We start from the raw sequence: 13,881 nt of genomic DNA, 5'->3' as shown, positions 1-13,881 counted from the left end.
TCAATGACCGGATCCTGCTGGAGAATTCCGCATGCACTACGTTAAACACATGAAGTTGTCCGTGCTTTTGTTGTTGGGATTTCTGGCCGCGGGGTGTGCCAGCCACGAACCGTCCCCTTACTCGGGCATAGAGTCCTCGCTCGAAATGCGGCCTAACGAGCAGGACAGTACCGGGCGTATACCGTTTAAATACACCACCGCAGTCAACTGGAATAAATACGATCAAATCATGCTTGAGCCCGTGGTGATTTACACGGGAGTGGATGCCCAGTTTTCCGGGCTGGAGCGCAAGGACCGCATAACCCTTGCCAACGACATGACGGTCAGGTTCTCCGAGGCCTTGGGGCGACACTTTCGATTCACCGCCACGCCGGGGCGCGGTACGTTGAGGATTCGTCTGACACTCACCGGGGCCGAGACCACTGTCGCCGGGCTGTCGACGTTCTCCAGATTCGATATCGGCATGGGCTCTTATAACCTGGTTCAGGCGGCCCGAGATCGTAAGGGGACTTTTACCGGCTCCGTGAGTTATGCCGTCGAGATCTACGACGCGTCCACTTCGCAACTGCTGGCGTCCTATGTCACCCGGCAGTATCCGAAGGTCTATGACATCGGCTCAACCTTCGGAAGTCTGTCGGCGGCGCAGGCCGGCATTTCGAGAGGGGCGGACGAGCTGGTTGAGCTTCTGCTCTCGAAGTAGGCAATGTGGCGTGAAGCCCGGCTTGATAACCGGGCTTTTCGATCTGGAAAATTTCTCATGCAGAAAATGTTATTTTTAAATAATTAAATTTAATCTAGATCAGAAATAATAATATTAGCTTATGACCAAATAGAATTATATTTTCGAAATTGATTCCGTTATGTTTGGTTTCAACAGCCTACCCCTTACCTCGGATGGTACCAATCGTAATCAAGATTCTGTGTGTCATGCCGCCAGACTGCACGGTGTGACAGGGGCGCTGCAACGCTGACCCCGGTGCAGAATCGTTGGAAGGGAGTTCAACGTATGTTGCCTGTTCAATCCTGCCATTGCCTTTACTTCTCTCGCCCTGTCACTGACAGGCGCGTCGCCTTGCCACTGCTGCGCACCAACTGTTCGCCTCACAGCTAGTTCGTTCAGACCGCTAAGTGCCAAACCCGGCCGCAGGCTTTCCTGCATGTCGTTGATCACTTTTAAAACCGTGCATGCCGCGCCGTCCTCAAAACAGCGGGAATGTCCGATTTCGCGATTTGGATGTGTGGCTGCTATGACAGCCATGTCTGGAGTGGGTATGAAACAAGCCTTACAACGTGCCCGGGTATCGACTGCTGCAATGGGCTACTGCCCATTGGCGTTGGCGATAGGGGGCGTGTTGCTGTCAGGGACCATAAGAGCCCAGGAAAACAACACCGACGACCCGCGTACCTTGTCCACTGTGGTGGTCACCGGTAATCGCGGTGCCGAGCAACGCACGGTCACCAGCAGCCCGGTACCGATCGATGTGGTCAGCGCCAGACAACTACAGAGCACCGGCAAACCCGGACTGATGGAAGCCCTGAGTGCAGTAATTCCATCGCTGACCCTGCCGGAAAAAACCGGCTGGGATGCCAGCGGCATTGCCCGTGCGCCCAACTTGCGTGGCTTGAGCGCCGCCGAAGTGCTGGTGCTGGTCAATGGCAAGCGTCGTCACACCAGCGCCACCCTGAACATCAACGGTATTAACACCGGGGCTGCCCCTGCGGACCTGGACCTGATCCCCATCAGCGCCATCGACCATGTTGAAGTCCTGCGCGATGGCGCAGCGGCCCAATACGGTTCCGATGCGATTGCAGGGGTCATTAACGTCATTCTCAAGGCTGACACCAGCGGTACCTCGGTGAGCAACGCCGGGCTCGGCTATGACGGCAAGAAGCAGACTGTGCAGCAAAGCCTCAACAAGGGTTTCGAGATTGGCGACGGGGGCATTGTGCAACTGGCGCTGGACGCCCGCAGCCAGAATGATGACAACAAGGCCAGCGCCAATGGTTACAGTTACGAGCAGGCCTATGACCTGGCGGGCAAGTCCACGTATGGCGGCTACGGCACGCCAAAGACCAACCTGCTGACTCTGGGTTACAACGCCGAACTGCCCATCAATGACAGCCTGAGCCTGTATTCCTTCACCACGTATTCACGTCGTAAAGCCGAGCAGGGGCAAAATTTTCGCCTGCCGACCATCACCAATACCATTACCACCGGGCCTAACGGATACCCGGCGGGATACACACCGACCTGGTACATCGATGAAGATGATTTCCAGGCCGCATTTGGCGGCAAAGGCACCGTCGGCGAATGGGATTGGGATCTTTCCAGCACCTACGGACGCAACGAAGCCGCGCAGGGCACCACGCACAATCAGAACCCGTCCCTGGGTGAAGACACGCCCAATCGCTTTACTTCCGGTACGTGGATCTCCACCGAACTGACCACCAATCTGGACTTCAAGCGCGGCTTCGACATCGGCCTGCAAAAGCCCCTGGATTTGTCCTATGGCCTCGAGCATCGGCGTGAGACGTATGAGGTGCAGGCCGGTGACTATGAATCCTATGCCAATGGCGGCTACTGCATTACGCCGGGCAACTGCGCGTCTTCCGGAGCGCAAGTCACCAACGGTATTTCCCCTGACGAAGAAAGCAGCGCGTCGCGTAACAGTGTCGCCAGTTATGTCGACGTGGGCTTCAACCCTGTACCGGACTGGTACGTTGGCAGCGCATTTCGCTACGAGCATTACAATCAGGGCGTGGGTGCGACCCGCAGCGGCAAACTGACCACGCGTTACGATTTCACTCCCCAATTCGCTATACGCGCCACCGTCAGCAATGGTTTCCGTGCGCCGTCTCTGGCCAACAGCCTGTTCAGTGCGCGCTCGACCACGTATGGCGTGGTGGACGGGGTCTATCAGTCCATCAACTACGGCGTGTTGCCAACGGGGTCCGGGGCTGCGAAAGCGCTGGGTGCCGAGGACCTTAAACCGGAGCGCTCGACCAACTTCAGCCTCGGTTTCACGCTCACACCGACCGACCGCCTCACGCTGACCGCCGACGCCTACGTGATCAATTTGCGTGACCGCATCACCCTGACCGGCACCTTGCTGGGCAATGAGGTCACGCAGGTGCTGCTCAACAATGGCATCGACTCGACGTCGGGTGGCCAGTACTTCATCAACGGTGCCGACACCCGTACCAAGGGGCTGGACCTGGTCAGCAATTACAGTCAGGACCTGGGGCAGTACGGATCACTTAAGTGGACGGCGGCGTTCAACTGGAACCAGACAAAGATCCTTGGCTACAAGGAGTCCACCTCGATTCTCGGTACGTCCTATGAACTGATGGACCGCGAAGCGCGCAATCTGATCACCGGTGTGCAGCCGCGCACCAAGCTGATTCTGGGCGGTGACTGGAGTATCGAGCGCTTCAACCTGAATCTGGCGCTGACCCGCTACGGCGCTTACAAGGAGGTCAATTCCTCAGCCAATCGTGATCTGGACCGGGTGTACGGCGCCAAGTGGATCACCGATCTGGACCTTGGCTACAACCTCAGCAAAAACCTCAATGTCGCCATCGGAGCCAAGAACCTGTTCGACGTCTATCCCAAAAAGCAGGGGATTCCCAGCAGCACCATGGTCAGCAGCTACGGCACCTATTCGCCCTACGGTTTCACTGGCGGCTACTACTACACCCGGCTGACTTACGCCTTTTAAGGCCAGCACCTGACAACCCAATATTGCGTGCGAGGAACCACCATGCCCATTGTCGCCAAACCCTATGACTTCATTGATGAGCCCAGTCATTATCCGCTTCCTCAGAGCCGCGTAGCACCCCCGCCGATAAAGGCGTTGCAGGTCGTTCCCGCCCGGCATCCCGGTCGCTGGTTCGGGTCGATATTCGCAGCGCTGGTGCTGCTGGCCATTGTGCACTCGCTGGCGACCAACCCACGTTGGGAGTGGGGCGTCTTCGGCCAGTGGTTCTTCTCGCCATCGGTGCTGCGCGGCCTTGCGCAGACGCTTCTGTTGACGTTGCTCAGCACGCTGTTCAGCATCATTCTCGGCACGGCGCTGGCGTTGGCGCGCCTGTCGGGCTCGCCGCTGCTGGCGGCACTGGCCTGGGGCTACATCTGGTTTTTCCGCTCGATGCCTGCGCTGCTGGTGTTGATCATCCTCTACAACTTCGCCTACCTGTACGACCACATTGTGCTGGGGGTGCCGTTCACCCAACTGGTCTTCGCCGAGTGGTCGACGGTGGACGTGCTCAGCCAGTTTACCGTTGCGGTACTGGGCTTGAGTCTGATGCAGTCGGCCTATACAGCAGAAATCATTCGCGGTGGGCTGATCGGTGTCGATGCCGGTCAGCATGAAGCTGCTGCGGCACTTGGCCTGCCTGTGTCGCGGCGGATTTTCCGGATCATTCTGCCCCAGGCGTTGCGCTCGATTCTGCCTTCAGGCTTCAACGAGATCATCGGACTGGTCAAGGGAACATCCATTGTTTACGTGCTGGCCTTGCCAGAGCTGTTCTACACCGTGCAGGTCATCTACAACCGTACCCAGGCAGTGATTCCGCTGCTGATCGTGGCCACCGTCTGGTACCTGATTATCACTACGGTGCTGACCAGCGCCCAGTATTACGTCGAACGCCATTTTGCCCGAGGCTCGGCACGTGTACTGCCGCCGACACCCTTGCAGCGCCTGCGCGGTTGGCTCAAGGGCAGCGTGTCCGGGGAGAAGCACCATGGGTGAGGCCTCCACGCCAGTGCGCGCAGGGCGCATTCAGATCCAGGGCGTGGGCAAGCGCTTTGGCAGCCAGCAGGTGCTAAAGGACATCGACCTGAGCATCGAACCGGGAAAGGTCACGGTGATACTCGGTCCTTCCGGTTCCGGCAAGTCCACGCTGCTGCGCACCATCAACCACCTGGAAAAGATCGACAGCGGGTACATCACCATCGACGGTGATTACGTTGGTTATCGTCGCAAGGGCGACCTGCTCTATGAACTCAAGGAGCGCGAGATCCTCAAGCGGCGGATCGACGTCGGCTTCGTGTTCCAGAATTTCAATCTGTTCGCACACCTCACTGCCTGGGAAAACATCGCCGAAGCGCCTCTGGCCCACAAACGCTGGAGCAAGTCCGAGGCCCGGTTCAGGGCAAATGAACTGCTGGCCAGGGTAGGTCTGGCAGACAAGACAGATGCTTACCCGCGCCAGCTTTCCGGTGGTCAGCAACAGCGTGTCGCCATCGCCCGTGCGCTTGCGCTGGACCCCAAGGTCCTGCTGTTCGATGAGCCCACCTCAGCCCTTGATCCTGAACTGGTCGGCGAGGTGCTGGACGTCATCAAGGGCCTGACGCAACTGGGCGTCACGCTGGTGGTGGTCACTCATGAAATCGGCTTTGCCCGTGAGGTGGCAGACCATGTCGTGTTTCTCTGCGAGGGCCGACTGATCGAGCAAGGGCCTCCGGAGCAGGTGTTCCGCCAACCTCGACATCCTCGCACGGCTGCCTTTCTCGGCAAGGTGCTATGACTTTCCCGCTATCAAGGAGTGACCACTGATGTTCATCAATAGCGCCCGTGTGGCCTTGCTGACGCTAGCCGTCAGCGTCGCCCACAATACGTTGGCGTCGACCGCGCAACCGGTCGATCTGAGTCCCGACCGGCCACGCATTCATGTGCCGCGTAACGAGGCGGCCATCGCACAGATCCCGGCGGGCTTCAAGTTCGCCCAGCCTGGCAAGTTCACCGTGGCCGTCTCCGGTGTTGCGGGGCCGCCGTTGGCGCTGCTGGCCAATGATGACAAGACCACTATTGGCAGCGAGGCCGATACCGCGCAACTGGTAGCGGACAGCCTGGGCCTGCAATTGAACGTGGTGCAAACCAGTTGGGAGGACTGGCCATTGGGCGTCAGTTCGGGGAAATACGACGCGGTGATCAGCAATGTCACGGTCACGGAAGCACGCAAGAAACGCTTCGATTTCGCCACTTACCGTCAGGACGTACTGGGCTTCTACGTAAAAGCCAACAGCAAAATCAGCGAGATAAAACAGGCGTCGGACATTGCCGGGTTGAAAATCATCGTCGGCTCCGGCACCAATCAGGAAAAGGTTCTGCTGGCGTGGAACGAAGCAAACGAAAAGGCCGGTATCAAGCCTGCGCTGTTGCAGTACTTCGATGATCAGGCGGCCGCACAGCTTGCCATTCAGTCGGGTCGCAGTGATGCGCTGTTCGGGCCCAATTCGATATATGCCTATTCGGCCGCGATTACTGGCGGCATCAAGCGGGTAGGCACGGTCAACGGCGGTTGGCCGCTGCAGGCGGATATCGCCGTGACCACGCGCAAGGACAACGGCCTGGTCAAGCCGATTCACACCGCCCTGGAAGGGGCGATTGCCGGCGGCCAGTACGAGCAGGTACTCAAACGTTGGGGGCTGGACGTGGAACGCGTCGACAAGTCGCTGATCAATCCGCCCGGCTTGCCGGACTGAAGCGTTGAAGGGAGCAAACGATATGGGACTGACACGACGTGAAGCGCTTTCCAGTATCGCTGCCGTGGGCGGCGAGACCGCCGTCAAGGATGCGCTTGCGGTACTGGGGCTGGGACCTTCATCGCATCGACGGCCACAGCCTCTGAAACTCGGCGACGGTCTGGGGCAGGGCACTCGCGTGCTGGTGCTGGGGGCAGGCATTGCCGGGCTGGTCACGGCACTGGAGCTGAAGCGCGCAGGTTTTGCCGTGCAAGTGCTGGAAGCCCGTGATCGAGTGGGTGGCCGTAACTGGACGCTGCGCAACGGCGATCGGGTGGATTACAAAGACGGCCGCTCACAGACCGCAAGCTTCGATTCAGGCGTGTATTTCAATGCCGGTCCGGCGCGCATTCCCAGCCAGCATCGGACGCTGCTCGACTACTGCAGTGAACTGGGTGTGCCGCTTGAAGTACTGGTCAACAGCAGCCATGGAGCACAGGTACGCCCGGACCTGCAACGCCCCGCGTTCACTGTCGGCCAGGCGATCAATGACGCCCGCGGCCATCTTTCCGGTTTGCTGGCCAAGGCGGTGCAGCGCGACGCGCTGGACGATGTGTTGAGCGGCGAAGAGCGTCAGCGGCTGCTGGCGTTCTTGCAGGTATATGGCGACCTTTCGCAGGAGCTGGCTTACGAGGGCAGCCTGCGCTCCGGGTATCAAACGTCGCTTTCTCATCCGGGAGCCTTGCCGAGCAGTGCGCAACCGGTGGCGCTGGATCGCTTGCTGCACCCCGAATTATGGGGCGCGCTGCTGCACACCGAGTTTCCCGAGTTTTCCGCGACCATGTTTCAACCGGTCGGTGGCATGGACCGGATCACCGACGCCTTTTACCAGCGCCTCACCGACCAGGTGCAATTGGGCGCGCAGGTACGGCAGATTCGTCAACTGGAAGACGGCGTGGCAGTTACCTATCACGACAAATACAGCGGTCGCGAGCATGTGGTGCGCGCCGACTATCTGGTGTCAACCCTGCCACTGCCCTTGCTGGCCAGACTGGACACCGATTTCAGTGACCCGGTCAAGGCGGCCTTGCTCAGCACCCGCAACGATCAGGCGACCAAGGTGGCCTGGCAATCTCCGCGTTTTTGGGAAACCGACTACCGCATCTACGGCGGGTTGTCCTGGATCGACCATCCGGCGCGTCTGTTGTGGTATCCCAGCAACGACTTGAACACCCGACAAGGCCTGCTTGTGGCGGGTTATGTCACAGGGGAGGGGGCCGATGCGTTCGGTGCGAAACCCTTCGACACACAATACGCCACTTCCAGAGAAGCGGTAGAGCTGCTGCACCCGGGGTATTCGCGGCAGCTGCGCAACCCGCTGGCCGTGTCCTGGGAGCAGATCCCTTACAGCGAAGGGCCTTGGTTGCAACGCGAACATTTCCCTGCCGCTGCCAGTGCGTTGCTGGACGAGCCCCACGGTCGTGTGTACTTCGCCGGTGACGGGCTGGTGCAAAGCGGAGTTGGCATCTGGCAGGAGTCAGCGGCCAACTCGGCGCGACATGTGGTGGCGCAACTGGCCGAGCGAGTGACGCAAGCGCGGCAGATTTCGACCCTTGCCGCGTCATGACGTGCAACTGCACGAGCCCCGCGTTTTACGTAACCCTTATTCCTGAATATCCATTGAAGGAGAGACACCATGAGCGACAGCATTCAACGCACCAGCGTCGGCGATTTTCCGATCTCGCAAACCGTGACAGTGCCAGCCTCGACCAGCCTGGTATTCGTCAGCGGCACCTTGCCTGACCTCGCCGACCCGCATGCTCCGGCGGGTACGCCGGCAGCCTATGGCAACACCGAAGTACAGACCGTTTCGGTATTCAACAAACTGCGCAGAATCCTTCAGCAACAGGACCTAGATCTGGGCGATATCGTACAGTTGCGGGTATTTCTGGTCGGTGCCGAGGAAACCGCCGGCAAGCTGGATTTTGCCGGGTTGCAGGCTGGTTACACGCAATTTTTCGGCACGCCGGAACAACCTCTCAAACCCGCGCGCACGGCGTTGCAGGTGGTAGCGCTGCCATTGCCCGGCGCGTTGATCGAGGTCGAAGCGATAGCGGCCAGACCGGCTTGATCGCGCGCTGTCAGCTTGCGTGTCGGGCAGCGATCAGCGCCGCCCGGCGCGGGTACTCACGTCCACCCACACTGCCAGCACCAGAATGCCGCCCTTGACGATCATCTGCCAGTAGCTGTCGACATCGAGCATCGACATGCCGTTGTCGAGACTGGTGATGACCAATGCGCCGAGCAGGGCACCGTAGACAGTGCCTGAACCGCCACGCATGGACGTACCGCCGATGAAGCATGCGGCGATGGCGTCGAGTTCGCCCATGTTGCCGGCCGAGGGTGAGCCGGCGGCCAGGCGTGCGGTGTTGACCAGCCCGGCGAACGCACACATCACGCCCATGATGCCGAAAATCCACAGCTTCACGGCCTGTACGTTGATGCCGGACAGGCGCGTGGCTTCCATGTTGCTGCCGACGGCGTAGACACGGCGCCCGAACACCGTCTGGGTGGTGACATAACTGAACACGCCGAGCAGGACCAGCAACAGCAACACCGGAACGGGGATTCCGTCGTAGCTGTTGAGCACATAGACAAAGCCGCCCAGCACAGTGCCGATCAACACCACACGCAACACATCACGAATCAGTGAATGTGCCGCCAGCCCGTGCAGCGCTCTGTTGCGCCGTTGTTTCCAGGTCAGCAACAGCGTCAGCGCCAGCAGCAGAATACCGAGCCCGGTGCCCACCGCATGCGGCAGATAACCCTGGCCGATATAGACCAGCGACGGCGACACCGGAGCGATGGTCGTGCCGCCGGTGATCCCCAGCAGAACGCCGCGAAACGCCAGCATGCCACCCAGCCCGACGATGAACGAGGGGATCCGCAGGTAGGCGGTCATGTAGCCGTTGGCCAGGCCGATCAGCAGGCCGCACAAGGCGACCACGCTCAGGTTTGCCAGCAGCGGCACGTGGTAAACCACATCCAGAATCGCAGCCAGGCCACCGAGCAGGCCAAGCAATGAGCCCACCGACAGGTCAATCTCGCCGCTGATGATCACCAGCACCATGCCGCAGGCCAGAATCCCGGTAATGGACATCTGTCGCAGCAGGTTGGACAAGTTGCGCGGCGTCAGGAAGCCGCCCTCGGTCTGCCAACTGAAGAACAGCCAGATAACGGCGATGGCAATCACCAGCGCGAGCATTTTGTAGCGGGTGAAGAACTGTTTGACCTGGTTCATCTACGCGGTCTTCCGGGCATTATTGTGAGGGGCATCGGAGTGGCTGAGTGCAGCGGCGAGGACCTGCTCCTGAGTCAGGTCATGGTTGATGAAGTCGCCGCGCAACTGGCCGTCGCCAATCACCAGTACGCGGTCGGACACGCCCAACACTTCGGCCAGCTCCGAAGACACCATGATGATCGACACGCCCTCGGCTGCCAGCGCGCCCATCAGCTTGTAGATCTCATACTTGGCACCGACATCGACGCCGCGGGTGGGCTCGTCGAGAATCAGGACGCGCGGGCGGGTCAGCAGCATCTTCGCCAGCACGGCTTTCTGCTGATTGCCACCGGACAGGCTGGTAATCGGCAAAAACGGGCTGGCCGTCTTGAGGTGCATGCGCGAGATTTCCCGGTCGATACTGCCCAGCTCTGCCTCGGCGTCGATGCGGGTCATGTTCGAGTAACTGTCGAGGACCGCGAGGGTGATGTTCTGGCCGACGCCCAGGTCCGGAATGATGCCCTGGCGCTTGCGGTCTTCGGGGACCATGCACAGACCGGCGCGTATCGATTTGAGCGGCGTGCGCGTGTCGATAGCCTGGCCATTGAGCCACACTTCACCGGTGTACCGACCGGGATAGGCACCGAACAGGGCTGACACCAGTTCGGTACGGCCCGCGCCCACCAGCCCGGCAATGCCGAGGATTTCCCCGCGCCTGAGGACGAACGATACGTCGTCGACCCGCTTGCGCCCGGGATTATCGACGTCATAGCAGGTGATATGCCGCGCTTCGAAGATCACCTCGCCGACATCATGCGGCTCGGTGGGATAGAGGTTGCTCATTTCGCGTCCGACCATCTGGGTGATGATCTTCGCAATGTCCATGTCCGCCATTGCGGTGGTTGCAATATGTTTGCCGTCGCGGATGACTGAGATGGTGTCGCACACGGCGGCCACTTCATCGAGCTTGTGCGAGATGTAAACGCATGCGACCCCCTTGGCCTTCAGGTCGCGAATGATGTTCAGCAGCACCTCGATTTCGGAACGGGTCAGGGCCGAGGAGGGCTCATCGAGAATCAACAGGCGCGCCTTCTTGTTCAGCGCCTTGGCGATTTCCACCAGTTGCTGGTAGCCGCCGCCATATTGGGAAACCGGCAGTGCCACGTTCATGTCAGGCACTTTGAGTTCACGCATCAACGACTCGGCGCGGTGGATCATGGCCGGATAATTCATGCGCCCGCCGGGGAGCGTCAGCTCGTGACCCATGAAGATGTTTTCGGCCACCGACAGGTCCGGGACCAGCGTCAACTCCTGATGGATGATGACGATCCCTGCCGCTTCCGTTTCGCTGATCGATTGTGCCTTTAGTGGTTGGCCGTCCCACAAGATCTCGCCCTCCCAGGTGCCGTAGGGATAGACCGCCGAAAGGACTTTCATCAACGTCGACTTGCCCGCGCCGTTCTCGCCGCACAGGCCGACGCATTCGCCGGGCTTCACTGTAATATCGATGCCGTTGAGCGCTTTCACACCGCCAAAGGATTTGACGATGCCGTTCATTTGCAGCAGGTAGTCAGACATGGCGCAGGGCTCTACGAAGGTGTGATGGCTTGGCCTGAGCGACGGCCCTGCCTAACCACAGGGCCGTGCTCTAGATTTTAGCGACGTATCAACGATCGAGGCTCATTGCGCGGCAATCTGCGCCTTGGTGTAGAACCCGTCTTTCTCCAGCAGGTCGATGTTGTCCTTGGTCAACGCTGTAGGCGTCAGCAGGATGGTGTCGACTTTCTTGCTGCCGTTGTCGTATTTCGAGGTGAACTCGGGTTTCTCTTTGCGTGCCAATTGCACTGAAAGCTTGGCGGCTTCCGTGGCAATCAGTTTCAGCGGCTTGTAGACGGTCATGGTCTGGGTGCCATCGATGACCCGCTTGACCGCCGCGAGGTCTGCGTCCTGACCCGAGATAGGGACTGTGCCGGCCAGTTTCTGTGCCGCGAGGGCCTGAATAGCGCCCCCGGCAGTGGCGTCGTTGGAGGCGACGATGCCATCAATCTTGTTGTTATTGCGGGTCAGGGCGTTTTCGACAATGCTCAGGGCTTCGGTAGGGCTCCACTCCTTTACCCACTGCTGGCCGACGAGCTTGATATCACCTCTGTCGATAGCCGGTTGCAGCGCCTTCATCTGGCCTTCGCGCAGAATCTTGGCGTTGTTGTCGGTGGGCGCGCCGCCCAGCAGGAAGTAATTGCCCTTGGGCGCTGCTTTCAGCACGCCGTTGGCCTGCATCTCGCCGACTTTTTCGTTATCGAAGGAAATGTACGCATCGATATCGGCATTGAGGATCAGCCGGTCATACGACACCACCTTGATCCCGGCCTTCTTGGCTTCCGCAACGGCATTGGTCAGCACGGTGGCGTTGAACGGCACGATGACGATCACATCGACGCCGCGCGCGATAAGGTTTTCTATCTGCGAGATCTGTTTCTGCTCATTGGCATCCGCCGATTGCACGAAGACCTTGGCGTCGAGCTTTTCCGCCGCCGCAACGAAGTAATCACGGTCGCGTGACCAGCGTTCCAGACGCAGGTCATCAATGGAAAAACCTATTTTCGGGTGCGCAGAGTCAGCCATCACCGGCAGGGACAGCAAGGCCAGCGCGCTGGCGAGCAGCGTACGTTTCAGGGTGTTCATAGGGTGCGTCCTTTTATTGTTGTTTGAGACACTTCTTGACTGGGCGATAACGATAGAACTGTAGAGCGTTGCCGGACGTCGCGTATGAAGATTTGTCGCCTGAATGTCACGGCGACGTCCAGCTAAGCCTGTCAGGCGTAGATAAAGCGATTGACCACACCTTCAAGCAGTTCCTGACGGCCACTGACGGCCTGCGGGTTCAGCTCGTTGGCGAAGGCGTGTTCGGCGAGCGACGCAAGGCTGAATTCGCCCGCCAGTACCGATTGGCCAAATGGCTGCTGCCAGCCTGCGTAGCGCTGGTCCTTGAAGTGCTGGAGTTTATCGTTCTGCACCATGGCCGCGGCACGCTCCAGCGCCAGGGCGAGGACATCCATCGCGGCGACGTGGCCGTGAAACAGGTCGATATCGTCGAGGCTCTGGCGACGCACCTTGGAGTCGAAATTGAAACCGCCGTTGGTGAAGCCGCCAGCCTTGAGGATTTCGTAGGTGGCGAGGGTCATCTCTTCGACGCTGTTGGGGAACTGGTCCGTGTCCCAGCCGTTCTGTGGGTCGCCACGGTTGGCGTCGATGCTGCCGAAGATCCCCAGCGAGACCGCTGTGGCGATTTCGTGGTGGAAGCTGTGCCCGGCCAGCGTGGCGTGGTTGGCCTCGATATTGACCTTGATCTCGTTTTCCAGGCCGTACTGCTGCAGAAAACCGAACACCGTGGCGCTGTCGTAATCGTACTGATGCTTGGTCGGCTCCTGTGGCTTGGGCTCGATCAGCAAATCACCCTTGAAACCTATCTTGTGCTTGTGTTCAACGACCATGCGCATGAAGCGACCGAGTTGTTCGCGTTCACGCTTGAGGTCCGTATTGAGCAGGGTTTCGTAGCCTTCGCGACCGCCCCACAATACGTAGTTGGACCCTTTGAGACGCTGGGTGGCATTCATTGCGCTGAACACCTGGGTCGCGGCGTAGGCGAACACTTCCGGGTCCGGGTTGCTCGCAGCGCCTGCGGCGAAGCGTGGGTTGCTGAAGCAGTTGGCCGTGCCCCACAGCAGTTTTATGCCGCTCTGTTGCTGATGGCGCTCAAGATGATCGACCATGTGCGCGAAGTTGTGGCGATACTCCTTGAGTGAGGCGCCTTCCGGTGCCACATCGGTGTCGTGGAAGCTGTAGTAGTCGATGCCGAGCTTGGAGAAGAACTCGAACGCCGCTTCGGCCTTGCCGATGGCCAGTTCCATAGGGTCACCGGAACCTTGCCATGGGCGCTTGAAGGTGCCGACACCGAACATGTCGGCGCCCGGCCATACGAAGGTGTGCCAGTAGCAGGCCGCCATGCGCAAGTGTTCGCGCATGGGTTTGCCGAGGACCAGCCTGTCGGCGTCATAGTGGCGAAAGGCGAGGGGCGAGTCGCTGTCAGGGCCTTCGTAGCGAACCCTGTCGACGTCGGGGAAGTACGGCATGAGCG

Annotated in this window: 11 protein-coding genes; 7 read left to right on the top strand and 4 right to left on the bottom strand. The window is 59.7% G+C overall.

The features are described 5' to 3' along the window. The first annotated feature begins 31 nt into the window (after positions 1 to 31). The 7 genes from JOE39_RS08245 (at position 32) to JOE39_RS08215 (ending at position 8,597) form a co-directional block, all read left to right on the top strand. On the top strand, positions 32 to 700 hold the full coding sequence (locus tag JOE39_RS08245; RefSeq protein WP_003393969.1) for a DUF3313 domain-containing protein: 669 nt from the start codon (positions 32 to 34) through the stop codon (positions 698 to 700). Positions 701 to 1,271: 571 nt separating this feature from the next. Then, entirely contained in the window at positions 1,272 to 3,719 is a 2,448-nt protein-coding gene (locus JOE39_RS08240; protein ID WP_210077495.1) for a TonB-dependent receptor, read from the top strand. Between the two features lie 42 nt (positions 3,720 to 3,761). Continuing rightward, positions 3,762 to 4,751 (top strand): amino acid ABC transporter permease, encoded by a 990-nt coding sequence (locus JOE39_RS08235; RefSeq protein ID WP_003393975.1) that lies wholly within the window; start codon positions 3,762 to 3,764, stop codon positions 4,749 to 4,751. Continuing rightward, positions 4,744 to 5,529, top strand: coding sequence for an amino acid ABC transporter ATP-binding protein (locus JOE39_RS08230; RefSeq protein ID WP_003393978.1), 786 nt, complete (start codon positions 4,744 to 4,746; stop codon positions 5,527 to 5,529). The genes JOE39_RS08235 and JOE39_RS08230 overlap by 8 nt, the downstream gene beginning before the upstream one ends. A 28-nt stretch (positions 5,530 to 5,557) precedes the next feature. After that, positions 5,558 to 6,487: an ABC transporter substrate-binding protein gene (locus JOE39_RS08225; protein WP_010405221.1), complete on the top strand. Its 930-nt coding sequence runs from the start codon at positions 5,558 to 5,560 to the stop codon at positions 6,485 to 6,487. Positions 6,488 to 6,509: 22 nt separating this feature from the next. Continuing rightward, positions 6,510 to 8,093, top strand: a complete 1,584-nt coding sequence (locus JOE39_RS08220; protein WP_024684343.1) for an FAD-dependent oxidoreductase — start codon at positions 6,510 to 6,512, stop codon at positions 8,091 to 8,093. A gap of 69 nt (positions 8,094 to 8,162) precedes the next feature. Then, positions 8,163 to 8,597 carry a RidA family protein gene (locus tag JOE39_RS08215; RefSeq protein WP_003318564.1) on the top strand — a complete coding sequence of 145 codons (435 nt, stop codon included), beginning with the start codon at positions 8,163 to 8,165 and terminating at the stop codon, positions 8,595 to 8,597. 33 nt (positions 8,598 to 8,630) lie between these two features. On the opposite strand, the gene JOE39_RS08210 is transcribed toward JOE39_RS08215, so the two are convergent. The 4 genes from JOE39_RS08210 to xylA all read right to left on the bottom strand — a co-directional run bounded on the left by JOE39_RS08210 (position 8,631) and on the right by xylA (position 13,876). Further along, positions 8,631 to 9,767 (bottom strand): sugar ABC transporter permease, encoded by a 1,137-nt coding sequence (locus tag JOE39_RS08210; protein ID WP_210077496.1) that lies wholly within the window; start codon positions 9,765 to 9,767, stop codon positions 8,631 to 8,633. Further along, complete coding sequence (gene xylG, locus JOE39_RS08205; RefSeq protein ID WP_024649737.1) at positions 9,768 to 11,324, bottom strand: D-xylose ABC transporter ATP-binding protein; 1,557 nt, start codon at positions 11,322 to 11,324, stop codon at positions 9,768 to 9,770. Positions 11,325 to 11,426: 102 nt separating this feature from the next. Continuing rightward, positions 11,427 to 12,428 carry a D-xylose ABC transporter substrate-binding protein gene (gene xylF / locus JOE39_RS08200; RefSeq protein ID WP_210077498.1) on the bottom strand — a complete coding sequence of 334 codons (1,002 nt, stop codon included), beginning with the start codon at positions 12,426 to 12,428 and terminating at the stop codon, positions 11,427 to 11,429. A 131-nt stretch (positions 12,429 to 12,559) separates the two neighbouring features. Further along, positions 12,560 to 13,876 (bottom strand): xylose isomerase, encoded by a 1,317-nt coding sequence (xylA, locus tag JOE39_RS08195; RefSeq protein WP_024663180.1) that lies wholly within the window; start codon positions 13,874 to 13,876, stop codon positions 12,560 to 12,562. Positions 13,877 to 13,881 lie beyond the last annotated feature (5 nt).

Origin of the sequence: Pseudomonas sp. PvP100 (assembly GCF_017833055.1) — a bacterium.
GTDB classification, from domain to species: Bacteria; Pseudomonadota; Gammaproteobacteria; order Pseudomonadales; family Pseudomonadaceae; genus Aquipseudomonas; species Aquipseudomonas syringae.
The sequence above is the reverse complement of the archived record's forward strand: the minus strand, read 5'-3'. Positions and strand labels throughout refer to the sequence as shown.